The sequence below is a fragment of the Streptomyces sp. NPDC096136 genome (genome assembly GCF_044763325.1).
Classification (GTDB): Bacteria; Actinomycetota; Actinomycetes; order Streptomycetales; family Streptomycetaceae; genus Streptomyces.
The window spans coordinates 376,898-396,505 of record NZ_JBIWFZ010000006.1 but is presented as its reverse complement, the minus strand read 5'-3'; the positions used below and the strand labels follow the sequence as shown (position 1 = coordinate 396,505).

The 19,608-nt window shown below is 69.8% G+C and carries 23 protein-coding genes and 1 pseudogene; 12 read left to right on the top strand and 12 right to left on the bottom strand.

The annotated features are described in order from the left end of the window. Positions 1 to 153: 153 nt before the first annotated feature. Entirely contained in the window at positions 154 to 1,839 is a 1,686-nt protein-coding gene (locus ACIRBY_RS16335) for an acetolactate synthase large subunit (RefSeq protein WP_403901060.1), read from the bottom strand. Between the two features lie 24 nt (positions 1,840 to 1,863). On the opposite strand from ACIRBY_RS16335, the gene ACIRBY_RS16330 reads away from it, so the two are divergent. Continuing rightward, positions 1,864 to 2,106: a hypothetical protein gene (locus tag ACIRBY_RS16330; RefSeq protein ID WP_403901059.1), complete on the top strand. Its 243-nt coding sequence runs from the start codon at positions 1,864 to 1,866 to the stop codon at positions 2,104 to 2,106. Between the two features lie 177 nt (positions 2,107 to 2,283). Here ACIRBY_RS16330 and ACIRBY_RS16325 read toward each other — a convergent pair whose 3' ends face one another. Genes ACIRBY_RS16325 through mobF form a run of 3 tightly spaced genes read right to left on the bottom strand, consistent with a single transcriptional unit; the run spans position 2,284 to position 4,009 of the window. Beyond that, positions 2,284 to 2,604 carry a hypothetical protein gene (locus tag ACIRBY_RS16325; protein ID WP_403901058.1) on the bottom strand — a complete coding sequence of 107 codons (321 nt, stop codon included), beginning with the start codon at positions 2,602 to 2,604 and terminating at the stop codon, positions 2,284 to 2,286. After that, positions 2,601 to 3,392 carry a hypothetical protein gene (locus ACIRBY_RS16320; RefSeq protein ID WP_403901057.1) on the bottom strand — a complete coding sequence of 264 codons (792 nt, stop codon included), beginning with the start codon at positions 3,390 to 3,392 and terminating at the stop codon, positions 2,601 to 2,603. The genes ACIRBY_RS16325 and ACIRBY_RS16320 overlap by 4 nt, the downstream gene beginning before the upstream one ends. 11 nt (positions 3,393 to 3,403) lie before the next feature. After that, positions 3,404 to 4,009, bottom strand: a complete 606-nt coding sequence (mobF, locus tag ACIRBY_RS16315; RefSeq protein WP_403901056.1) for a MobF family relaxase — start codon at positions 4,007 to 4,009, stop codon at positions 3,404 to 3,406. 578 nt (positions 4,010 to 4,587) lie between these two features. Here mobF and ACIRBY_RS16310 point away from each other — a divergent pair. Continuing rightward, entirely contained in the window at positions 4,588 to 4,782 is a 195-nt protein-coding gene (locus ACIRBY_RS16310) for a hypothetical protein (RefSeq protein WP_403901055.1), read from the top strand. Positions 4,783 to 4,997: 215 nt separating this feature from the next. Further along, positions 4,998 to 5,297 carry a hypothetical protein gene (locus ACIRBY_RS16305; RefSeq protein ID WP_403901054.1) on the top strand — a complete coding sequence of 100 codons (300 nt, stop codon included), beginning with the start codon at positions 4,998 to 5,000 and terminating at the stop codon, positions 5,295 to 5,297. Positions 5,298 to 5,487: 190 nt separating this feature from the next. On the opposite strand, the gene ACIRBY_RS16300 is transcribed toward ACIRBY_RS16305, so the two are convergent. Beyond that, positions 5,488 to 5,691 carry a cold-shock protein gene (locus tag ACIRBY_RS16300; RefSeq protein WP_030052720.1) on the bottom strand — a complete coding sequence of 68 codons (204 nt, stop codon included), beginning with the start codon at positions 5,689 to 5,691 and terminating at the stop codon, positions 5,488 to 5,490. Positions 5,692 to 5,926: 235 nt separating this feature from the next. Beyond that, a complete protein-coding gene (locus ACIRBY_RS16295; RefSeq protein WP_403901053.1) occupies positions 5,927 to 6,277 on the bottom strand; it encodes a MerR family transcriptional regulator in 351 nt (116 codons plus the stop codon). 873 nt (positions 6,278 to 7,150) lie between these two features. On the opposite strand from ACIRBY_RS16295, the gene ACIRBY_RS16290 reads away from it, so the two are divergent. The 3 genes from ACIRBY_RS16290 to ACIRBY_RS16280 all read left to right on the top strand — a co-directional run bounded on the left by ACIRBY_RS16290 (position 7,151) and on the right by ACIRBY_RS16280 (position 8,531). Then, positions 7,151 to 7,540 carry an ATP-binding protein gene (locus ACIRBY_RS16290; RefSeq protein WP_403901052.1) on the top strand — a complete coding sequence of 130 codons (390 nt, stop codon included), beginning with the start codon at positions 7,151 to 7,153 and terminating at the stop codon, positions 7,538 to 7,540. Between the two features lie 472 nt (positions 7,541 to 8,012). Next, entirely contained in the window at positions 8,013 to 8,225 is a 213-nt protein-coding gene (locus tag ACIRBY_RS16285) for a hypothetical protein (RefSeq protein ID WP_403901051.1), read from the top strand. A 123-nt stretch (positions 8,226 to 8,348) separates the two neighbouring features. Then, a complete protein-coding gene (locus ACIRBY_RS16280; RefSeq protein ID WP_403901050.1) occupies positions 8,349 to 8,531 on the top strand; it encodes a CsbD family protein in 183 nt (60 codons plus the stop codon). Between the two features lie 91 nt (positions 8,532 to 8,622). Here the strand turns inward: ACIRBY_RS16280 and ACIRBY_RS16275 are convergent, their stop codons facing one another. From ACIRBY_RS16275 to ACIRBY_RS16265, 3 genes are all read right to left on the bottom strand, one after another. Beyond that, entirely contained in the window at positions 8,623 to 9,030 is a 408-nt protein-coding gene (locus ACIRBY_RS16275; protein ID WP_403901049.1) for a DUF2267 domain-containing protein, read from the bottom strand. A gap of 93 nt (positions 9,031 to 9,123) precedes the next feature. Continuing rightward, complete coding sequence (locus ACIRBY_RS16270) at positions 9,124 to 9,519, bottom strand: DUF2267 domain-containing protein (protein ID WP_403901048.1); 396 nt, start codon at positions 9,517 to 9,519, stop codon at positions 9,124 to 9,126. A 108-nt stretch (positions 9,520 to 9,627) separates the two neighbouring features. After that, positions 9,628 to 10,068 (bottom strand): Hsp20/alpha crystallin family protein, encoded by a 441-nt coding sequence (locus ACIRBY_RS16265; protein ID WP_403901047.1) that lies wholly within the window; start codon positions 10,066 to 10,068, stop codon positions 9,628 to 9,630. A gap of 128 nt (positions 10,069 to 10,196) precedes the next feature. Between ACIRBY_RS16265 and ACIRBY_RS16260 the strand changes: the two genes are divergently transcribed. Continuing rightward, entirely contained in the window at positions 10,197 to 10,862 is a 666-nt protein-coding gene (locus tag ACIRBY_RS16260) for an HSP18 transcriptional regulator (RefSeq protein ID WP_403901046.1), read from the top strand. 280 nt (positions 10,863 to 11,142) lie between these two features. On the opposite strand, the gene htpG is transcribed toward ACIRBY_RS16260, so the two are convergent. Together htpG and ACIRBY_RS16250 are read right to left on the bottom strand one after the other, a co-directional pair. Next, positions 11,143 to 13,059 carry a molecular chaperone HtpG gene (htpG, locus tag ACIRBY_RS16255; RefSeq protein ID WP_403901045.1) on the bottom strand — a complete coding sequence of 639 codons (1,917 nt, stop codon included), beginning with the start codon at positions 13,057 to 13,059 and terminating at the stop codon, positions 11,143 to 11,145. Positions 13,060 to 13,172: 113 nt separating this feature from the next. Then, positions 13,173 to 13,823: a type III effector protein gene (locus ACIRBY_RS16250; RefSeq protein ID WP_403901044.1), complete on the bottom strand. Its 651-nt coding sequence runs from the start codon at positions 13,821 to 13,823 to the stop codon at positions 13,173 to 13,175. 127 nt (positions 13,824 to 13,950) lie between these two features. On the opposite strand from ACIRBY_RS16250, the pseudogene ACIRBY_RS16245 reads away from it, so the two are divergent. The 3 genes and pseudogenes from ACIRBY_RS16245 (at position 13,951) to ACIRBY_RS16235 (ending at position 15,741) form a co-directional block, all read left to right on the top strand. Next, positions 13,951 to 14,381: pseudogene (locus ACIRBY_RS16245) on the top strand (Hsp20/alpha crystallin family protein). Between the two features lie 653 nt (positions 14,382 to 15,034). Continuing rightward, on the top strand, positions 15,035 to 15,253 hold the full coding sequence (locus ACIRBY_RS16240; RefSeq protein ID WP_403901043.1) for a hypothetical protein: 219 nt from the start codon (positions 15,035 to 15,037) through the stop codon (positions 15,251 to 15,253). Between the two features lie 5 nt (positions 15,254 to 15,258). Beyond that, entirely contained in the window at positions 15,259 to 15,741 is a 483-nt protein-coding gene (locus ACIRBY_RS16235; RefSeq protein WP_403901042.1) for a hypothetical protein, read from the top strand. Between the two features lie 997 nt (positions 15,742 to 16,738). Here ACIRBY_RS16235 and ACIRBY_RS16230 read toward each other — a convergent pair. Beyond that, complete coding sequence (locus ACIRBY_RS16230) at positions 16,739 to 17,401, bottom strand: hypothetical protein (RefSeq protein WP_403901041.1); 663 nt, start codon at positions 17,399 to 17,401, stop codon at positions 16,739 to 16,741. Between the two features lie 121 nt (positions 17,402 to 17,522). On the opposite strand from ACIRBY_RS16230, the gene ACIRBY_RS16225 reads away from it, so the two are divergent. Both ACIRBY_RS16225 and ACIRBY_RS16220 read left to right on the top strand, forming a co-directional pair. Next, positions 17,523 to 17,882, top strand: coding sequence for a hypothetical protein (locus tag ACIRBY_RS16225; protein ID WP_403901040.1), 360 nt, complete (start codon positions 17,523 to 17,525; stop codon positions 17,880 to 17,882). Between the two features lie 33 nt (positions 17,883 to 17,915). Next, positions 17,916 to 18,482, top strand: a complete 567-nt coding sequence (locus ACIRBY_RS16220) for a helix-turn-helix domain-containing protein (protein ID WP_403901039.1) — start codon at positions 17,916 to 17,918, stop codon at positions 18,480 to 18,482. Positions 18,483 to 19,608 lie beyond the last annotated feature (1,126 nt).

Below are 19,608 nucleotides of genomic sequence, written 5' to 3'. Positions count from 1 at the left end.
CAATCGTTCCTCTCCTCGACCGGCCGAACCTCACGCTGACCATCTACCCCGCGACGCGGAAATGCCACGCGATGCCGAAGACCTGAGGGCACCGCCCCCTGCGGGAGGGCCGCCGCGCGGCCCGTACGGAAGTCGGGCCGCGCGACGGGCGGGTCAGAGCGCCGAGTCGAGGTGCCCGAGGTGCTTGATGAGGTGCATGTTCTCGGCGTAGTCCACCGGGCAGTTGATGATCGACACGCCCGGGTCCGCCAGTGCCTCACGGAGCGTCGGCAGCAGGTCCCCAGCGGACTCGATGTGGTAGCCCTTCGCGCCGAAGCTGCGGGCGTACTGGACAATGTCCGGATTGCCGAAGTCGGTGTTGGAGTTTTCCCCGACCTCCAGGTCCATCTTCCACTTGATGAGCCCGTAGCCGTTGTCCTCCCAGATCAGCACGGTCAGTGGAATGTTCTCGCGGACCGCCGTCTCAATCTCCTGGGAGTGCATGAGGAACGAGCCGTCGCCGACCGCCGCCAGCACCTTCGTCTGCGGCCTGGCGAGCTGAACCGCGAGCGCGCCGGGCAGCGAGAAACCCATGGTGGACAAGCCATTGGAGATGAGGCAGGTGTTCGGCGCGTACGTCGGGTAGAGCCGGGCCATCCACATCTTCAGCGCGCCGGTGTCGACCAGCACGATATCGTCGCGACCGAGCGCGGCGCGGGTGTCGGCGATGACGCGCTGCGGGGCGAGCGGGTAGCGCTCGTCCGTGGCGCCCTGCTCGAGTTCCTTGGCCAGCAGCGCGCGGGTGGCCATGGTGTCCTCGTCGTCGATGGTCCAGCGCAGGCCGTCGAGTTCAGTGGCGAGGGCATCGAGGGAGGCCGAAATGTCGCCGATGATGCCGACGTCGACCGAGTAGCTGTCGTCCACCTCCGCCGGGACGCGGTGGATGTGGATGATCTTCTTGTCACCGTCCGGGTTTATCCGGGACGGGTCGAACTCCTGCAGCTCGTAGCCGACGGCGATGACGACGTCGGCCTCCTCGAACCCGAAGTTGGTGTAGTCGCGCCGCATGAAGCCGAACGTGCCGGTCGCGCACGGGTGGTCGTCGGGCAGGACGCCCTTGCCGTGAAAGGTGGTCGCCGTCGACACGTCGAGTGCGGTGGCGAACGCCGTCAGCGACTCTGCGGCGCCGCCGCGCGCCGCGCCGTGTCCGGCGAGGATCACCGGCCGACGGGCCTCCCGCAGCAGCTCCACCGCTCGCTTGATCTGCTTCGGAGACGGTGCCTCTGGTTGCACGACGTTCCTGCGCAGCGGGCGCAGGTCCGAGCCGTCCGTCGCCGCGTCGACGTCCTCGGGCACGGCGAGATAGACGGCGCCGGGCCGCTCGGACTCCGCGGTCTTGAACGCGCGCCGCACCATCTCGGGGATGGCCTGGGTGGCCGGGACCTCCGCCGACCACTTCGTGACCGGGGCGAACATGCTCACCAGATCCACGAACTGGTGGGACTCCTTATAGTTGCGCTCCTTGCCGACCTGCGCGGTGATTGCGACGACGGGCGTGCTGTTCGTCATAGCGTCGGCGACGCCCAGCATCAGGTTGATCGCGCCGGGCCCCAGCGTCGCGGACATCACACCCGCCGAGCCGGTGAGCCGGCCATGCATCTCCGCCATGAAAGACGCGGCCTGCTCGTGCCGGGTGAGGACGTAGCGGATCTTCTCCGAGCGGGCGAGGGCGTTGGTGAAACGGATGTTCTCCTCGCCGGGCACGCCGAACACCACCTCGACGCCCTCGTTCTCCAGGCAGCGAACCAGGAGTTCGGCCGCTCCGTCGGGGGTCTGCTTCTGGCGCTCGGCGTCGCTCACGCTGATCGTGTCCTCTCCTGAGATTTGGCCGCGCCGATGGGCGGGCCGGTCAGCCGTCTACCCCGGCCAGCCGGCCGCACTCACAAGCTCACCCCGGACCAGAAGGAAGCCAACCGCGTCCCCGCGATCGGACGGGCACCGGTCAAGCACGGCTTCGCCCATCTCAAGAACTGGTGGATCCTCATCAAGCTCCGCACCGACCCCACCCGCGCCACCTGCCTCCTGCGTGCTCTGCTCGTCCTGACGAACATCGAAATCAACCGCTGACAGGTGACCTTCTTCGCGGACTCCCGTCCATGACCAGCGTGAGCATGTGGAGAATCGGTCACAGCAGCCCTTTGAACCACGATTTCAAGTTGACAGAGGCTCAGTGGAGCCCACTCGATGGGATCCACTCAGTGTCGACTCCGGGGCGGTCCACTCGGTGGACGGTGCTCGGCCTCGTCACCACAGCCAGGCGTTCGAGTGCCGCATCCAGGACAGGGCGCGGGTGTCGCGGCGGGCGGCGGCGCTGCCGATGCGGTTCTGCCGGGGCCGACGCGATTGTGCGTCGTAGAACCGGCGGACACCGGCAGCCTTGAGCCGCTTGCGCTGCTTGGCCAGCTCCTCCTTCTTCGCCTTGATGGACTTCGGCTTCCGGGGCCGCTTCCAGGTCGGCTGCCAGGCCGTCGGCGGCGCGTACGCCTCCGCGCGCTTCTGGGCGGCCTCCTTCAGCCGGGCGGCGACGGCTTCGATCCTCGGGTCCGCGGGCGGCGTGGTGGTCATGCGATTCCTCCGGTGGGTGTGGTCCGGCCCGGCGCGGGTTGGACAGACTGCTGGGCGCTCGGCGGCGGGGCCGCCACGGACTTGAGAGAGGAACTGCGGGCGGCGGCTCGTTCCTGGATCCCGGCCTGGAGCAGGGCGGCCATCTCGGCCGCGGCGGCCTCCAGCGTCCGGCTGGTCTGCTCCACCGCGGCGACGTCCGTCGTCGGCTCCAGTTCCCAGTCGGCCCTCCGCCCGGGGCGAGGGTTGAAGACGGTCGGCACGGTGACGGAGTGCAGCCGGGGCCGGGAGTTCAGGCGGTCCGCGCGGCGCAGCGCGTGGACGCGGGCGGTCAGCGCCCCGGCGGCGAGATGGGCCCGCTCGTACGGTGCGGCGGAGCGCTTGCGGGTCAGCGCGCGCAGCACGGCCTGGTCCTCGGTGTCGTGCGGGTACAGGGCGCGCAGGTCGGCGGTCATCATCCGGCCCCGGCCGACGGGGCGGGTGTAGTCGTCGATGACCGCCTGCACGATCTGCCCGTCCAGGCCGGGCCGGTGCCGGCGGCCGCGCAGGACGTAGGCGAGGTGGCGGCGGGCTTCGGCGAGGAGGTGGCGGGCTTCGGCGAGGAGGTGGTGGTACTTGAACGCGCCGCGCATCACGAACACCACGGCGGTGACGTGGACGGCCGCCAAGGCGACGTCGACGACCGGACGCACCCGCGCCCAGATCGCTTCGGCGGCGGCTCGGGCCCGCTCGGCGAGCCGGTAGACGGTGCAGGCGCCGAACGCGGCAACGGCTGAGGCCCGCCACCGCATCCGCAGCTCGGTCAGCGACAGCAGTGCCGTGCGCTTAAGTGAGCGGGTCTGGTCGGCGGCTGGCAGGCCAGTGCGTAGGCGGCCCGCTCCCCCGGGGCGTGCCCCTGCCGTTCCTCGTACTTGGCCACCAGGACGGGGAGGGCGTCCTCGATCTGCTGGCGGCGGGTGGACTGCCAGCCGATGAGCCGCCGGTCGATCCCGGCGATCTCCATGACCGGGCGGCGGCCGGGCGTCACCTCGCGCGGCTCCCACGCCCACCCGAGCCGGGCGGTGACCTCCTCCATGAAGCGGAGGGTGTAGAGGGTGTCGGCCGCGACGATGTTGGCGAGCATCGAGTCGGCCGACAGGTTGCCACACGTCCCTGCTGTGGCCGGGCGCCGGGCGCGGATCGAGATGACCGCGTGGGCGTGCACGAGCGGCCGCGTCTGGGCCGCCCGGGACTCGTAGTGCCGGAACACCGCGACGATCAGCCCGTCCCGGACCGGCTTGCGCTGCTTGCCACCGCTCTTCCACCGGATCTGTGCGACCGCTTCCTCGAGCCACGCCAGCGTCTTGTCCCGGGCGATGTCCTGGCACAGCTCCAGCACCCGGCGGTCTCGGAGTCGGCGAGCGCCCACGCGATGTGCACGGTCGACGGGGGTCGGAACACCAAGTCCATCGCCAGCCAGGGCGTCCGTTCTTTCGCCTTCTCGGTCTCGGACGACTGGTTGTGCTCGATCGGGCGGCCCAGCACCGTTGCCCGCCGTGCCTTCGCCAGGGTGTCGCCCGCCTCCAGGCGCTCCCGCTCGATCCGGTCGGCGCCGGGGTGCCGCCTTCCCCGAGGAGGAGTTCGGCCTGCCGCTCGGTCACCACCTCCCCGGCGGTGAGGCCGACCGCGGGCAGGCCCCGGCCCCTCCAGACGCCGGGTGGGACACCGGCCTTGTCCTGGGCGGCTCGCAGCGGCGTACCGGCCGGGCGGTGGCCGTCGCCGACCATCACACCGCGAAGGAGGTAGCGTCATCCGTCCCCCGGGCCGACCTTCGACATGCTCATCACCGGGGCAGGGAACCCCGCCCATGTCCTGCGAGAAAGGGCGATCCGGCCCCCGTCCCGCCGGGCGGGAAGCCATCACCAACTCTTTGCCCGCAGCGCTCGCCGGGCGGGACGCCCCGGCAGCCCGAGACGGTAGCCCCCGCGTGTGTGCACGGTCCGCCGCATGACCGACGAAGTGATCTACGCAGACTCCTGCCCGCTGTGCCTCCGGCCCCTCCGCCCCGAGTTCGGCCGCTCCCGCGAGTCAGGCCTGGATGGCCCGGCCCGCGTCTGGTTCAAGGGGTACCGGTGCGACGGCTGCGAGGCCACCCAGCCCGAGCAGTTCTGGGCCGCGATACGCGACCGCTACAAGACCTGACACCGGCCGTGCGATTACTGCGCCACGTCCAACGCCCCACCCACGAAGACCCACTCCAACTCAATCGAGCCTCATCGAGCACACCCCCAGCGCACTGCAGCCCAAACCAACCGTCACCGCTGAGCAGACCACGTCACCGACGCCCTTCAACACAGACAGCCACCCTCGCCCCCGGACGCCGGCCGGGGGCTTTGTGCTTCCTGGAGGAGTTCACCGTGCCCACGTACGAGGCCCTGCCCCGCTTCGCCGCCGACCTGGACCGTCTTACCCCCGAGCAGCGCCGCCGCTTCCGCCAGACCGTGGCCGCCTTCGTCGAGTACCTGCGCACCGGCCGCTTCCGCGACGGCCTCCGCGAAACGCGCGAGTTCCCCGATTCCTGCGCCTGCTTGCAGCGGAACCCTTCTGGACATCGGACTACCGTCCCCGGGAACCGCCAGGTTCCCCAGATCAGTGCTGGCTCGATCTATGGGCCGCTGGGTGGTCATCTAGGTCCAGTTGCGGCTTGGCCTGGCTAGGCTCGGCCCCCGACGACGCTGCATCTTCGTCGCTGGGGCGGGGCAAGCACATCCCTGATGCCAGGCCCGGACATGGATGGGGGCCGCGCGGCGAAAGCTGCGCGGCCCCCATCTCGTTCTTCCTGCCTCCGCCCGCCGGCGGCGTCTGGCGCCTCGAGCGCCGCGAATCTGCGGGCGGTGGTGAAGAGGGTCAGGCCAGGTTGATGTTCTCCGCCTGCGGGCCCTTCTGGCCCTGGGTGACGTCGAACGTGACGGCCTGGCCCTCCTGGAGCTCACGGAAGCCGGTGGAGTTGATCGCCGAGTAGTGGGCGAAGACGTCCGGACCGCCACCGTCCTGCGCGATGAAGCCGAAGCCCTTCTCCGCGTTGAACCACTTCACAGTGCCCGTAGCCATGGCCATACCTTCCAGTGGATGTACGCCTGTCCGCGACATGCGGGAGGCGGAGGTGATCGCCCTGGTTCCTGCGACACGGCACAGCACAATGCCCACGCCCTCGGCGTGGGCACAACGGCAACATCCGAACCACGACAGCTGACCCAGACGGTACACGCACACACACGCTGTCACCAGGCCAGAGCGGTCGCATCATGGCAGCGCCCCCGCGCTGGCTCTGGCGGCAGCAGGTCCTTCAGGAGGCGGCCGGTCGACTCGTGTCCTCGGCTGCGCGGCGGTATTCGGCGTTGAGTCGTTGAGCCTCTTCGAGCTGGTCCTCGAGGATGATGATCCGGCAGGCGGCCTCGATCGGGGTGCCCTGGTCGACGAGCTCCCGGGCCCGGGCGGCGATCCGCAGCTGGTAGCGGGAGTAGCGGCGGTGTCCGCCGGCGGAGCGGAGCGGGGTGATGAGGCGGGCTTCGCCGATGGCGCGGAGGAAGCCCTGGGTGGTGCCGAGCATCTCGGCGGCCCGGCCCATGGTGTAGGCGGGGTAGTCGTCGTCGTCCAGGTGGCCGTCGAGCGGGCCCTTCGGATCGGGTGCTGTCATGGAACCTCTCTCGTGGAACGCGTTGAGGGGCCCTGGCGCCTATGGCACCAGGGCCCCGAAGGAACTGCTACACCATCTGCCGACCCTGATCCTGCGTCGGCCTTCTGTGTCCGCCGGCCCGACCGGACTGCTGTCGGGGCTGCGGGGATCGCGGTTGCTTGACCGGAGACCACCTCACTATCGATGTCCTGCGGTACCCGGGCTCCAACTTCCGCCCGGGCGATCCTGATGGCGCCTCGTTCCTCCGTTCTTCCCTCGGTGATCAACTGCTTTACCAGCGGGTACTGCGTACAGCTTGTGGCCTTTCCCAGCGCCACATTCCGGCAGCAAGCCCCGTCGCCCATCCTGCGTCTGCTCTGGCTTAGAACCCCACTGCCGGACCTCCCGGTGCGCGCGCCCGCAGCCGACGCCTTCACCGAGGTACCACCAACCGACTGCACTGCTGAGTACTGCGAACTACACATACTGCGGGTACTGCCACTGCGTTAACTGCGGTACTGCCTGCGGCGGCCCCTGATCACTGCGGGCCACCCGGTCCGGTCACCAGCCCCGTCGCCGTCCTGCAACCAACCTGGCTTCGAAACTCCGCCACCGGACCGTCGTGCGCATTGCAACTGCGGGTACTGCGGTCATGCCGCCCGGCAGTTCGTCTCTGCCGGGCCCTTCGATCTCTTCGGGCTACGAGAGAAACCATACCGACACCACACCTCAATGTCTACTCCGGCCAACATAGATTTTTGTGGATTCGAAGATGAGGTAATCGTCCTCGGACAGCGACACCGAAGGACGCAGAGGCGACCGATGCCGGGTCGCCCGCCCCGGGCCGGGGCACAAGCCCCGCACGGAGCGCCCCAGGAGCCCGAGGTGAAGTTGATGGACACGACGAGCGTCCGCGTCGCGGCGGCCTCTTCAACCCCCGCCATCGCCGGCGCCCGCGAGGAAGCCCGGAGCTTCCTCAAGGCCCTGGCACCCCCGCTCGGAGCCGAGGCCGTCAACACCGTGGTCCTGGTCGTCTCGGAACTCGTCACCAACGCCCTGCGCCACGTCGGCGGCACCTGCACCCTGGAGCTGACCGCCCACACGGATGGCATCGAAGTGGCCGTCCACGACCCGAGCCCGCAGACACCGCGCATGCGTACCCCCGCCCTGAACCACGGCACCGGCGGCTTCGGCTGGCTCATGGTCAACCGCCTCGCCCACATCACCCACGTGACCGAGGCCCCCGACGGCGGCAAGACCATACGCGCCTTCCTGCCCCGGTGAGATCCACTGCAGCACGTGGCTCACCCGGCGGCATGACCACGATGAACCGAGCCGTTGAAGCCCAGGAGACCGTCCCCCAGCCGGTCCCGGCTCAGGTGGTCATTTCAGAGGGACAGCACGCCCACAGCCTCCTCGTACCTGCCCCGCCCACCCACCCCGACGACGCTTGTGTGCCCCGCAGAGGACCCGAAGGACGCTCGTCGACACGTGGGCAACAGCGCGACCGGCACACCGAAGGGCAGGCGCGGGTCGAAGAGAGGCCACGAAGATCGATCTGCCGCCCCTTGAGCGGTCGATGCGGTGGCCTGCAGCGAAAGAGCCGCTCCCCTTTACCTCCGGCCTTGTCCAGGAAGCAGGAAGATCCTCTGCGTGCCCCGCACCGCGGTGTCCGCAGAGCAGAAGAATCGTTTTGATGACGTGAGGCCGATCATGGAGCGCGCGCCGAGTCGGCACCGACCGGAAGGACCCTCTCGTGATCCACGCTTCGCTGATCTGCCAAGGCTGCTCCGGCACCCTCTACGCCGTCTCCACCCAGGGCGGTGGCGCATCCCTGCCCGCCTGGACGGTCGACCACGACCACACCCCGGCCGCCTGCCCCGTGCGCCCACTTCTGCCGCTGGAAGGAGCAGCCGCCCACATCCACGAACTGCCCCACGTCGACTACGTGCTGACGCAGCCGGCCTGACACCGTCGGGGCTGCCGGCCACGTGCGTGGGGCTCGTGATGGCGAGCCCCTTCGTTTAGGAAGGGGCCGAGCGGTCATACGCGGCACCGTAAGACCTTTCCACGGAGCAGGGAGTGATCAGCTGTGTCTGGTGAGCAGAAGGCCGAAGCGAAGGTCGAGCAGGGCAAGGGCAAGCTCAAGGAGACCGCCGGCCGCCTGACGGGCAACGAGCGGCTGACCGCCGAGGGCCGCGCGGAGCAGGCCACAGGCGACGCCCGCCAGGCCAAGGAGAAGATCAAGGACACCTTCAAGCACTTCAAGCACTGAGACTCCGCCTCACGCGACGGGTCCGGGACCGCAGTAGCGGTCCCGGACCCGTTTCATTTGTTCCCGAGGCCGGAGTGGCCGAGGGCGACGATCAGGTGGCGGCGGGCTCAGGCCGGCGTAGCTGTGCCTGGCCGAAGAGGAGGGCGTAGTCGTCGGGGAGCTGGCCGAGGATGCCGGCGAGGAGGTCGGGGCCCGTCAGTCGGGTGACGACGGCGAGGACGGCGCCGGTGTCCCATCGGGCGACGGCCGGGCTCACACCGGTGCGGGCGGCCAGGTCCTTGACGAAGCCCCAGCCGGTGAGGTGTTCGGTCTCGGGGATCTGGGCGGTCAGCGTGACGGCGGCTTCGACGGGTAGCACCTGGGCGAGGTCGACGCGTTCGTCGCCGGTGAGCTGGCGGCCGAGAGCGGACAGGACCTGGTGGACGGCTTCGGCGGCGCGTTCGCGGGTGGGATAGGCGCCCTCGTAGCGCACGCGTTCCAGCATCTGGTCGAACGTCATGGCCGGCTGGGAGGCGTTCGCTCGAGGCTGGTCGTACACGGCTGTGGTTGCCTTTCTGTGCGGGGTCCGGCCATGGGCCGGTGGACTTGCCGGTCAGGCGGGCTGGGGGTGGCCGAAGAGGAGGTCGTAGCCGGGCGGGAGCTGGAGCAGGACCTCGCGGATGAGGACGTCGCCCGCGGCAGCGGCCGCGGTGGACAGGACCGCGCCGATGTCCCACAGGGCGGTTTCCTCGGTGGCGCCCTCGATCCAGGCCGCGGTCGCCCGCACGAACCGTTCGGGGGAGAGCGGTTCGGCGGCCTGCAGCGGGTTGAGGAGGATCAGGGCGTAGGCCTCGGGTAGCCGGGCGGCGAGGTCGGCCCGGACCGTGCCGGCCAGGTGGGCACCAAGCAGGGCCAGGACGACGCGGGCGACGCGGTCGGCTTCCTCAGAGGTTTCGTACTCGCCGCGTTCCTGCACGTGGGCCAGGAACGACTCCCTGCGCATCGACATCGACATCACCTCCGGAAAGAGGGGTGAAGCAGGTCAAAGAAGGGGGCGGAGGGCGGGTGCCGGAGGGGGATCGGCGCTTCCCCGCCCTCCGCTGGCTACAGGTGTGCTTCAGGCGGAGATCTGCTTGAGGCCGGCGTCGGCCGCGGTACCGATGCTGATCTTGCGGGGCTTGGCGCGCTCGGCGATCGGGATCCGCAGGGTCAGGACACCCGCGTCGTAGTCCGCCTGGATGTGCTCGGTGTCGAGGGTGTCGGCCAGCATGATCTGGCGGGAGAAGACACCGAGCGGCCGCTCGGAGAGCTCCATCTTCACGGAGTCGGCCTTCGGGGCCGGGCGGCGCTCCGCCTTCACGGTCAGCATGTTCCGCTCGACGTCGATGTCGATCGCCTCGGTGCTCACACCCGGCAGGTCGAAGGCGATCACGTAGGCGTCGCCGTCGCGGTAGGCGTCCATCGGCATGACCGACGGCTTCGACCACGTACCGGACGTACCCGACAGCTGCTGGACGATCCGGTCCATCTCGCGGAACGGGTCGGTGCGCATCAACATCGCGAAACACCTCCAGTTGGTTCAGGCAGAAACTGCCAATGCGCTTCAACGTGCCCCCGTTGTAACATGTCATCCAAACGATGACAAGCACAGAGTCATCTGGAGGATGACGCGACACGGAGAGCTCCATGAACGAAGCCCCCACACCGGCCGCGCCGGTCTCCTTCCTCGCCGCCGCCGCGGCGCTGGAAGCGATCAACCAGTCCTTGAAAGACGCACAGCGATCCGCCGCCCGGAGACCGAACGCGGAGCCACCCCCGGCCGACGCGGGCCCGCGCCCGGCCTTGGCGGCCCTGCTGACGCTCCGCGAGGTCCGCGAACAGCTCGCCGGCTGGGAGAGCGGACTGATCGAAACCGCCCGTGGGCAGGGAGCCAGCTGGGCCGACCTCGCCAGCCCTCTCGGCGTCGCCAGCCGGCAGGCCGCCGAACGCCGCTACCTGCGACTGCGCCCCGGCACGCCTGGCTCCACCGGGGAGGAGCGTGTCCAGGCCACCCGTAGCTCACGTGCCGCAGACCGCACCGTCACCGCATGGGCCCGCGACAACGCAGCGGACCTGCGCCGCCTCGCCGGACAGATCACCGCCCTCACCGACCTGCCCGAAACTGCCCAGGACGCGGTCGGCGAGCTGAACCTGGCACTCGCCGATGACGACCCTGCCCGCCTCGTCCGCCCGCTGACCGCCACACGCGCCTACCTACGGCCCGAAGACGCCGGCCTCGCCGAACGCATCGACACCCTCACGCGGCACACCGAACAGCTCCGCCAGGACACGCACGACCAACGCAGCACATGAGCCTGGGACACCCGAGAACGCCGCTTCACGCGGCGAAGCTTCTTCGGCCGGTGGAGGGGCGCCCGCAAACTTGCGGACGCCGATCTCGCCAGCGCATGACGACCCGACGTGCACCCGCCCCGCCGCCCCATGATGCCGCCCAGAGCAGATGGCCCGGGTGGTTTCCTGAAGCGCGGGGACATGGTCCACCTGGCAGCGGTCACGGTCGCACCGTTTGTTCCGGCGCTCCGAGCGGAAGGCCGGAACAGACGGGTTCCTCCGTGCAGGGCTGCTTCTGTGGTTACAGGGTGCGGGTCAGGTGGTCGGTGAGCAGCCGGGTGAAGCGGGCCGGGTCAGGCAGGTCACCTCCTTCGGCGAGCAGCGCGCTGCCGTAGATCAGCTCGGCGATCTCCGTCAGAGCGGGGGCCTCGGCGTCTGCGTGGTGTGCGGTGCGAAGTGCGGTGATCAGGGGGTGTGTGGGGTTGAGTTCCAGGATCCTTTTGACGGTGGGCATCTGCTGGCCCATGGCCCGGTACATCTTTTCCAGGGTGGGGGTGACGTCGTGGGCGTCGCCGACGATGCAGGCCGCCGAGCTTGTCAGGCGTGATGACAGGCGTACCTGCTTGACGCGGTCGGAGAGGATCGTGGTCAACCAGGGCAGCAGGGCGGCGAAGTCCTGCTCGCGCTGAACCTTGTCGGCATCGGTTTCCGTTTCGCCGTCGGCGGTGTCGTCGAGGTCGACCCGGCCCTTGGCGATGGACTGCAGACGATGGCCGTCGAAGGCCGGGACCTGGTCGACCCACACCTCGTCGATGGGGTCGGTGAGGATGAGCACCTCGTAGCCCTTGGCGGCGAAGGCTTCCATGTGGGGCGAGTTCTCGACCAGGGCTCGGGTCTCGCCGGTCAGGTAGTAGATGGTGTCCTGACCGTCCTTCATGCGTCCGACGTACTCGCGCAGTGTGGTGGTCTTCTCCGGATCGTGGGTGGAGGCGGCCGACACGAGCTCCAGCAGGGCTTCGGTGTTGCCCGTGTCCTCGAGCAGGCCCTCCTTCAGTGCCCGGCCGAACTGGGCCCATACCTTCGTGTAGCGCTCGGTGTCCTTGGCCTGCATGTCCTTGAGTGCGCCGAGTACCTTCTTGACCAGGCGTCGGCGTACGCCCTGGATCTGGCGGTCGTGCTGGAGGAGCTCGCGCGAGACGTTCAGCGACAAGTCGTGGGCGTCCACGACACCCTTGACGAAGCGCAGGTAGTTGGGCATGAGCGCTTCGCAGTCGTCCATGATGAACACCCGCTTGACGTACAGCTGCACGCCGGACTTGGACTCGCGGGAGTACAGGTCGAAGGGGGCCTGCTCGGGGATGAAGAGCAGCGCCTCGTACTCGAAGGTGCCTTCGGCGCGCATGTGGATCGTCTCGGCCGGGGGCAGCCAGTCGTGGCTGATCTGCTGGTAGAACTCGTTGTACTCGTCCTCGGTCACCTCGCTACGGGGCCGGGCCCACAGTGCCTTCATCGAGTTGAGCGTGTCGAGGTCGGAGGTGGCTTCGCCGTCGGCATCGGTCCGGTCGGTGGCCATGCGGATCGGCCAGCGGATGAAGTCCGAGTAGCGCTTGACGATCTGTCGGATCTTCGGTTCGGAGAGGTAGTCGGCGAGTCCGTCCTCGCTGTCGGCGGGCTTGAGGTGCAGGGTGACCGACGTGCCGACGGGGAGGTCGTCGGCGGCCTGGATGGTGTAGGAGCCCTCGCCGTCGGACTCCCACTGGGTACCGGAGTCGGTGCCGGCCCGCCGGGTGTGCACGGTGACCTTGTCGGCGACCATGAACGCCGAGTAGAAGCCGACGCCGAACTGCCCGATCAGACTCTCCGTGGTGGCGGCGTCCTTGGACTCCCTGATCTTCTCCAGGAGGGCGGCGGTGCCGGACTTGGCGATCGTGCCGATCAGCTCCACGAGATCGTCGCGGGTCATGCCGATGCCGTTGTCGCGGACGGTCAAGGTGCGGGCGTCCCCGTCGACCTCCAGCGAGATGTGCAGGTCGCTGGTGTCGACTTCGGCGAGGCTGCCGGTCAACGATTCCAGCCGCAGCTTGTCCAGGGCGTCGGAAGCGTTCGAGATCAGCTCGCGCAGGAAGATGTCCTTGTTCGAGTAGATCGAGTGGATCACCAGCCGGAGCAACTGGCGGGTCTCGGCCTGGAATTCCAGCGTCTCGACGCTGCTGGGCATGCGGGGTCCTTTCAGCGGAAGGTCAGATACGGATGGGACTGGGGCAGGGGCCTCGTCGGCGTGACGCGCAGGTGGGGCGCACCGCGGACGGAGGATGGCTCTGCGTGTGCGGGTCAGTCTTCGTCAGAGGCTGTCGTCGTGCGGTGGGCTTCGAGGGCGTCCAGGGAGTCGACGAGAGCGGTGTGGCGGGCGTCGAGGTGGGGACGCATGCCGGCCAGGGGCGCGATGAGCTCGGCGGCGTCCGCGGCGCCGAGAGCGGTGTGCAGGGCAACCTGTGCCGAGCGCGCTTCGGGCGTGAGGTGGGCGAGCCCGGTGATCTGTCCGGCGAGGCGACGCAGGTCGGCTGCGTTGGCGCGGGCCCAGGTGGCGGCGGTGCGGTCAGCGGCACGGCGCTCGCGGGTGGCCTGCACACGCTGCTCAGCGGTAGTGCCGGCGGGGCCCGGCCGGCCACGCAGGTAGCGGCGTTCAGCAGCTTGGCGGCTGGCGACGCCGAGGGGATGGGCAAGCTCTGCCCAGCTGGCGCCTGCATCGCGGGCGGTTTCGATCAGACCGGTCTCCCAGCTGGCGAGCTGCTCACGCACCTGCCGCAGCAGCATCAGGGATGCCAGAGCCTGCTCGGGGCCGGGCCCGAGGGCGTCGGAAGTGTCGTTCTGGGCGTCGCGCAACGCGTCGTCCATGGCCACCAGGGCTGCCGCGGCAGCCATGAAGGACGCCGGACTGCGGGCCTCGGCACCGAGCGCGGGCGGGTGATGGGCTGCGGTCACGGGCACCTCCCTCGGAATGTCATCAGGTTGACGACTACATGTTTGTCATCGACTAGATGACATGATACAGCAGGGTCCGTGCAGCGCATTGGCAGCAACCGTTCGAACCTGCTGGAGGTGTTTCACGATGTTGATGCGCCCTGACCCCTTCCGTGAGCTGGACCGGATGGCGCAGCAGCTGGTGGGTCCGGGTACCTGGTCGAAGCCTTCGGTGATGCCGATGGACGCCTACCGCGAGGGTGACGAGTACGTGGTGTCCTTCGATGTCCCGGCGTGGCCGCGGACGCGATCGACATCGACGTCGAGCGGAACAGGTTGACCGTCAAGGCCGAGCGACGGCCGACGGCCAAGGCCGGCGACGTGAAGATGGAGCTGTCCGAGCGGCCGCTGGGCGTCTTCTCCCGCCAGATCATGCTCGCCGACACCCTCGACACCGAGTGCATCCAGGCCGACTACGACGCCGGCGTTCTCACCCTGCGCATCCCGATCGCGGAGCGCGCCAAGCCCCGCAAGGTCTCCATCGGTGCCGGCTCCGGCCGCAAGGAGATCTCCGGCTGACCAGTCCGGAACCGGTGCGGAGGACGGTCACCTGATCTCCCCCTCCCCGCCCTGCGCACCCCCGTGGAACCGACAACACCAAGGGGTGGCGGCCTGCGAGTTACTGCGGAGATCTCACGCCATCGAGTGAACGAGCCCAGCACCCCGATCTACCAGCTGAAATAGGGCTTCAACGCATCACGTGGCCGCGATCGAACCCGTACGTACTCCACCAGTCAAGCGCGTCCAGCGCGCCTCCGGCATCTACGAACTCACCTGGTCCATGGGCGCCGACCCGGCAGGACGAGCGACGTGGGACTATGGGCCGGAGCTGCGTCCCGGCACCCCGCACGTGATGCGCGCTCCACGACGAGGGGCCACCGGATCCGTTCACGAGCCATACCGGTACATGTACCCCTGCGGCGCCGCCAACCCCCGGACACGGGGCAGACCTCTTCGTCCGGCTATCGCGGACAAGGCGCTGAGAATCCGGTGCGCACCCCAAGCCGAACGCCACCGGCGGTGACAACTATCGCTGCGAGGCACAGCAGGGCTTGCCCAGGCGGGCCGGGGGGGAAGGCCGGCCCGGCGGCGTACCTGGGGTGCCGGGTGACCGGTTGGGGGTGGAGCGGACCGACCGGCCCGTTCACGAGGTCACGTCTGCGAGGCAGGGCATGGGACGTCACAAGCAGCACAAGCCGCGCCGCGAGAACAGCGTCCGGCCGTCCACGGAGTGGTTCGGCACCGCGTTCCACTCCGTCCTGGGGATGGTGCACCTGGACGTCCGCCAGTCCGGCAACGGCATCGTGATCACCTCCTCCCCGCCGAGATCGACGGCGCCCCGGCGTCGTGGCAGCTGCGGCTGCGCAACGACGACGAGGGCCAGGGCCTGACCGAGATGGGCACGGCCATGAAGGCCGGCCGCGGGCACCTCTACAGCGTCACCGAGGAGCCCGGCACCAGGACCGTCCTGGCGTTCCTCCCGAACCACCCCGAGCAAGGCGTCGGCACCCTGGCCCGCGTCCGCACCAGCGACGGCCCGGACGGCGACGACGTCGTCTTCGAGCGGTCCGCCGAGCGGCCGATGGCGCTGTGGGCCGAGGCCGGGGAGAACCTTCTGCGGATCGTGCCGCTGCTCGGCCCGGACTCCGCGCCCGGGGACGAAGTAGATGACTGCCTGCCGTGCCCCGGCTGCTACCGGCCCGTCTACGACAGCTCCTCCTCGCACACCCTCATCGGCGCCACCCCGTTCCCTCTGACCGGGCTGTGCAGGCTGTGCGCCGACGGGACCACGCTCCGCTCGCTGCGCCAGGCCGACGGCGTCCCCGTCGACCCGGAGCAGCTCGTCGTCCTGGAGACCGTGGCCGCCGCGATGGCGTAACCGGCCTCTGGGCAAGCCTCTTCGCGAGGGGGCTTGCCCAGGGTCACCTCAGGCTTGCCCGGCCGCCGGCTCCCACAGCGGGCGGGTGCGGCCGGTGCCGTCGCAGTGGAAGCACCGGCTGCCGCCGGGCGTGGTGCGGGCCCCACAACAGCCGTGCACACCAGCCCTTTGACCTGCGATTTCAGGTTGGTGGAGGCTCAGTGCAGACCGCTGCCCACATGCCACTCGCTCACCGGGCCCGTGTGCATGGAGATCAACGACGCAATCAACGGAGCCCTGACGCGTCCGACCATCGGTGGCGTGCACGCAACGTGACCACCCGCCGATACCAGCGCCAGCCAATCGCCAAGGTATTGACCCTGGCCCCGGTCGAGGAACCCTTCACGCCGTACCGCTCCCGGCCCTCCAGGATGAACTGCGCTGCGACGCGGTCGGATGTGACCCGCAGGCTCGGCACCGTCCCGACGCCACCCAGCCTGACCGCCCACGGGCGGCCAGAAGGAGATGTGCTAGCAGGTGATCACAGCCCACCGGTCGCTTCCGGTCCCGCCCATCCGTCAGGCGCCCCGCAGAAGCCGATCACCTCCCCCTCCCCAACCACTCCCTCCCCCACTCAAATAAAGTCTGGCCGGTCACCGCCACCGAGAAGGGGGCCTGACCAGTGCAAATGCAAGGTGCGGAATCAGGTCGGCGTCCCGGGCAGTTTCCCCCTCTTGCGTCCCCCTCAATATCCCCCTCCTAGCTCCCCCGCTGCTTCCCCCTCAGTCGCGCAAGGCGTGCAGGGGATGTGTCAGAGCCCTGGCGCGGCCTGGCCACTCGCTACGACAAGACCGCCACCATCTACCTCGCCGGACTCCACCTCGCCGCCATCTTCATCTGCGCCGTACTCCTTCGACGGCACGAAGCACACCGGCTGACGAGCTCCTCCCGCGCCGTCCCTGCCCCCGTCCCCGTCGATCGGGAGGGACGGCGCGGAACGGCCTCCTCCGGCTCGGGCCTACCGGAGTGAGGCGGTCGGGTTCTTGCCGCTCCCGGACTGCTTGAGGCGGTCCACGACCATGGTGGCGAGGTCCATCGCCCGGTTCGGCACCTCGTACCCCGGAGCCCAGGCGTACTCGATCTTCGCGATGACCGCGCCCTGCCGGACCCTGATGCCCTTCCCCTTCCAGCCCCCGGCCCCGTCCGGCAGCTCGTAGCCGTCGATGGCGTCACCGGGCGGGTTGGCCCCCACCTCGTCGGGTGTGCCCCGGCCGGTGAAGTGGGCCTTGGACGTGGCTTCGTCGTTGAAGGACATCAACCGGATGACGATCCGCTCGTTCCTGCCGGACAGGCCGCTCGTGCCCAGGGCGAGGGCGTCGGCGCACTCGTCGTCCAGCCAGGTTTCCGACTGGCAGATCGCCGGATTCGACATGTCCCAGGCGTGGACCGCGGCGCCGCCGTTCCCTGTGAGCTGGGGCAGGTTGATGCCCTGGGGGAGAGCGGCCTCCAGCACCGGCTGCACCATCACCCGGCCCGCGGGCCGGGTCTTCTCCGGCCCCTGCAGCCCGGCGTTGCCGGGATGGTCCTCGACGGTGGGCGTCCCGCCGCAGCCTGCCAGCGAGGCACAAGTGATGACCGCCGCGGCCAACAGCCCGATCCTGGGCAGTCGTTCGATGGGCACGTGGTGTACCGCTCCCCTCTCCGATGAAGTGTGACCGGCCGATCTTACGCGCGGGTGTACGCCCGCGACGTGACCAGGTGGAGCCTGCCAGGCGCGGATCCGAGCCGACCGGCTGGTGGCCGTGGAGCCCGATTCCGGCGGCCTCGCCCTGCACTTCACCGGCATGCGCCAGCCTCTCCACCTCGACCTGCCCGGGCCCGACTCCGGGGGTACGCAGGTGTCCGGCCGCGCCGACCAGCTGCTGTCCGCCATCGCGTACGCCGCCGACTACCCCGCCGCCACCCTCATCACCTATCAGGACGGCGACGAGTACTTCGCGGGCTCCTTCACCGCCCGCACCCTCACCGGCCAGGAGACCGTCGTCGCCCGGCGGCCGCGGAGGTCGGCGCCCACCCTCGCCGAACTCACCGCCGGCCTTCCTGGTCCACCCCTGAACGGACCTTCGCAGGGCCCCCGCGCCCGAAGGTTTGTTCAGGGGTGAACGAACCTTGCCTGGGGCGGGTAGGTGAAGGGGGTGAGCCAGACCCCTTACGGCTTCGGTCCGGCCCGCTTCCGCGCCGCCCGGAACGCCGTAGGCGCGACGGTGCCCCACATCGCGCGCACCGCCCAGGTGAGTGAGCGTGCCGTGAGCCTCTACCTGGCCGGGGCCCGCATCCCCCGGCCCGGCGTGCTGGTACTGCTGGCCCAGGCCGTCGGCGTGAACCCGGCCGACCTGTGCACCGTCGAGCGGGAGACGCTGCGGCACCTGCAGATCTTCACCGGGCGCAGCAGGGCTCAGATGGGGCGCCAGCTGGGGATGTCAGAGGCGACGTACCGGGAGCTGGAGAACACCGGGGCCCTGGGCCGGCTGGCCGGCAGCTGGTACAGCCCGCGTGAGGGGCGCTGGCTGGCCTGGGAAGAATGGGCAGCGGCGAAGTTCGCCACCACCCCCGACCGGCTCGCCGCCGACGAGGACAACACCCGCGCCGGCTACCAGGCCGAGCGGGAACGACGCTGGCAGCAGCTGAGCGAGGACGACCCCGCTTTCGAGGCCCGGGTTGAAGGGCTCGTGCGCCTGGGGCGGGCCCTGCGGGACCGGTGACCAGGGTGGCCGGCACCGGTCGGGGCGGCCCGGCGGTGGGACTGCTCCCAACATCCCTGGGCAGCAGGTCTCACCCGGGCACGCCGTATCGGCACGGGCTGCCGGCACCCTCACCAGGAAGGGCCGGGAGCACAGGGTTAGGGGACATCGCCCCTCCACCCGAACCGGGTGGGGTAGATGCCATCGGCTTCGTCCGGCTCGTACGCGCAGCGGCCCCCCGGTCCGAACTGCCCGCACTCCGACAGCAACAAGGCGTCGTCCGCCCGCCAGGGCGGGGAAGTCTGGGTGCCGGCGGCGCCAGGCCACCACCGCGGGGCCTGCCACGACGAGGGCGCACCGACGCCTCTCGGTCAGGAGAACCGGCGACTTCCCCCGATGAGCCGGCACCACGACCTGGTCGGTGCGCTGTGCGACTCCCTCTCAGAAGGGCGGCTCGTCCGGGTATGCCGAGGTGTGGGTCGGGGTCGGCCTAAGCGGTTCGTCCTCGGCCGGGGAGCCGGCGAACGCTGGGGGGACGGTACAAGTTGAGCACTCGTCGTGGTCGGGCAGGGCTCCGCAGGTGCACATGGGTCCTCCACTTCGGGGTGCGGTCAGTCGACGCGGGCCGGGGTGGCGCGCAGTGGCCGAGTCGGCACTGCCAAGGTATCCGCCGTCCGGCACGACGCCCTGGGGGATGAAGAAGGTCCGGTGATCGGCCGCACCGTTACCCGCTTCGGCCGCACGCGCGCCGGATCGGCTCCCGGCCGGCCCGCGGTGGTGGGAGCGGTGAGGTGGTTGGTGAGGTCACCGGGACCGGGTTCGTCACCGGTGAAGTCCTGTCGGCAGGGCTCTGACCTGCGGTGGGGAGGTTTCACTGGATGGCGCGAGCTCACCGGTGTCTCACCGGCAGCACTGTTTCCTTCCCGTGACGCCGGGGGGCTGGCAGTGGTGAGCCAGGCGGTGAGAAGACCGCCGTTTCGTGGGGTGCAAGAACGAGCACCTCCACGGAAGGCATTCTCATGAGCCCTGTCCCCCGGCCCTCGCGCCGCCTACGGCGAGCGCCGCAGGCCGCAACCGCGCAGCCGCTGCGCCGTTCCCGTCCGGAGACCGTCCCGGACGGCAGGACCGTCTCGACGAGCGGTCCGCG

Bases quoted from the DNA above. Each gene is read 5' to 3' on its own strand.
- ACIRBY_RS16310 (WP_403901055.1), top strand. From the start codon at position 4,588: ATGACCGACGAAGTGATCTACGCAGACTCCTGCCCGCTGTGCCTCCGG.
- ACIRBY_RS16275 (WP_403901049.1), bottom strand. From the start codon at position 9,030: ATGACGTTCGACCAGATGCTGGAACGCGTGCGCTACGAGGGCGCCTAT.
- ACIRBY_RS16295 (WP_403901053.1), bottom strand. From the start codon at position 6,277: ATGACAGCACCCGATCCGAAGGGCCCGCTCGACGGCCACCTGGACGAC.
- ACIRBY_RS16325 (WP_403901058.1), bottom strand. From the start codon at position 2,604: ATGACCACCACGCCGCCCGCGGACCCGAGGATCGAAGCCGTCGCCGCC.
- htpG (WP_403901045.1), bottom strand. From the start codon at position 13,059: ATGCCCAGCAGCGTCGAGACGCTGGAATTCCAGGCCGAGACCCGCCAG.
- ACIRBY_RS16290 (WP_403901052.1), top strand. From the start codon at position 7,151: ATGGACACGACGAGCGTCCGCGTCGCGGCGGCCTCTTCAACCCCCGCC.
- ACIRBY_RS16235 (WP_403901042.1), top strand. From the start codon at position 15,259: ATGGGCACGGCCATGAAGGCCGGCCGCGGGCACCTCTACAGCGTCACC.
- ACIRBY_RS16240 (WP_403901043.1), top strand. From the start codon at position 15,035: ATGGGACGTCACAAGCAGCACAAGCCGCGCCGCGAGAACAGCGTCCGG.
- ACIRBY_RS16300 (WP_030052720.1), bottom strand. From the start codon at position 5,691: ATGGCTACGGGCACTGTGAAGTGGTTCAACGCGGAGAAGGGCTTCGGC.
- ACIRBY_RS16265 (WP_403901047.1), bottom strand. From the start codon at position 10,068: ATGTTGATGCGCACCGACCCGTTCCGCGAGATGGACCGGATCGTCCAG.
- ACIRBY_RS16320 (WP_403901057.1), bottom strand. From the start codon at position 3,392: ATGCGGTGGCGGGCCTCAGCCGTTGCCGCGTTCGGCGCCTGCACCGTC.
- ACIRBY_RS16270 (WP_403901048.1), bottom strand. From the start codon at position 9,519: ATGTCGATGCGCAGGGAGTCGTTCCTGGCCCACGTGCAGGAACGCGGC.
- ACIRBY_RS16260 (WP_403901046.1), top strand. From the start codon at position 10,197: ATGAACGAAGCCCCCACACCGGCCGCGCCGGTCTCCTTCCTCGCCGCC.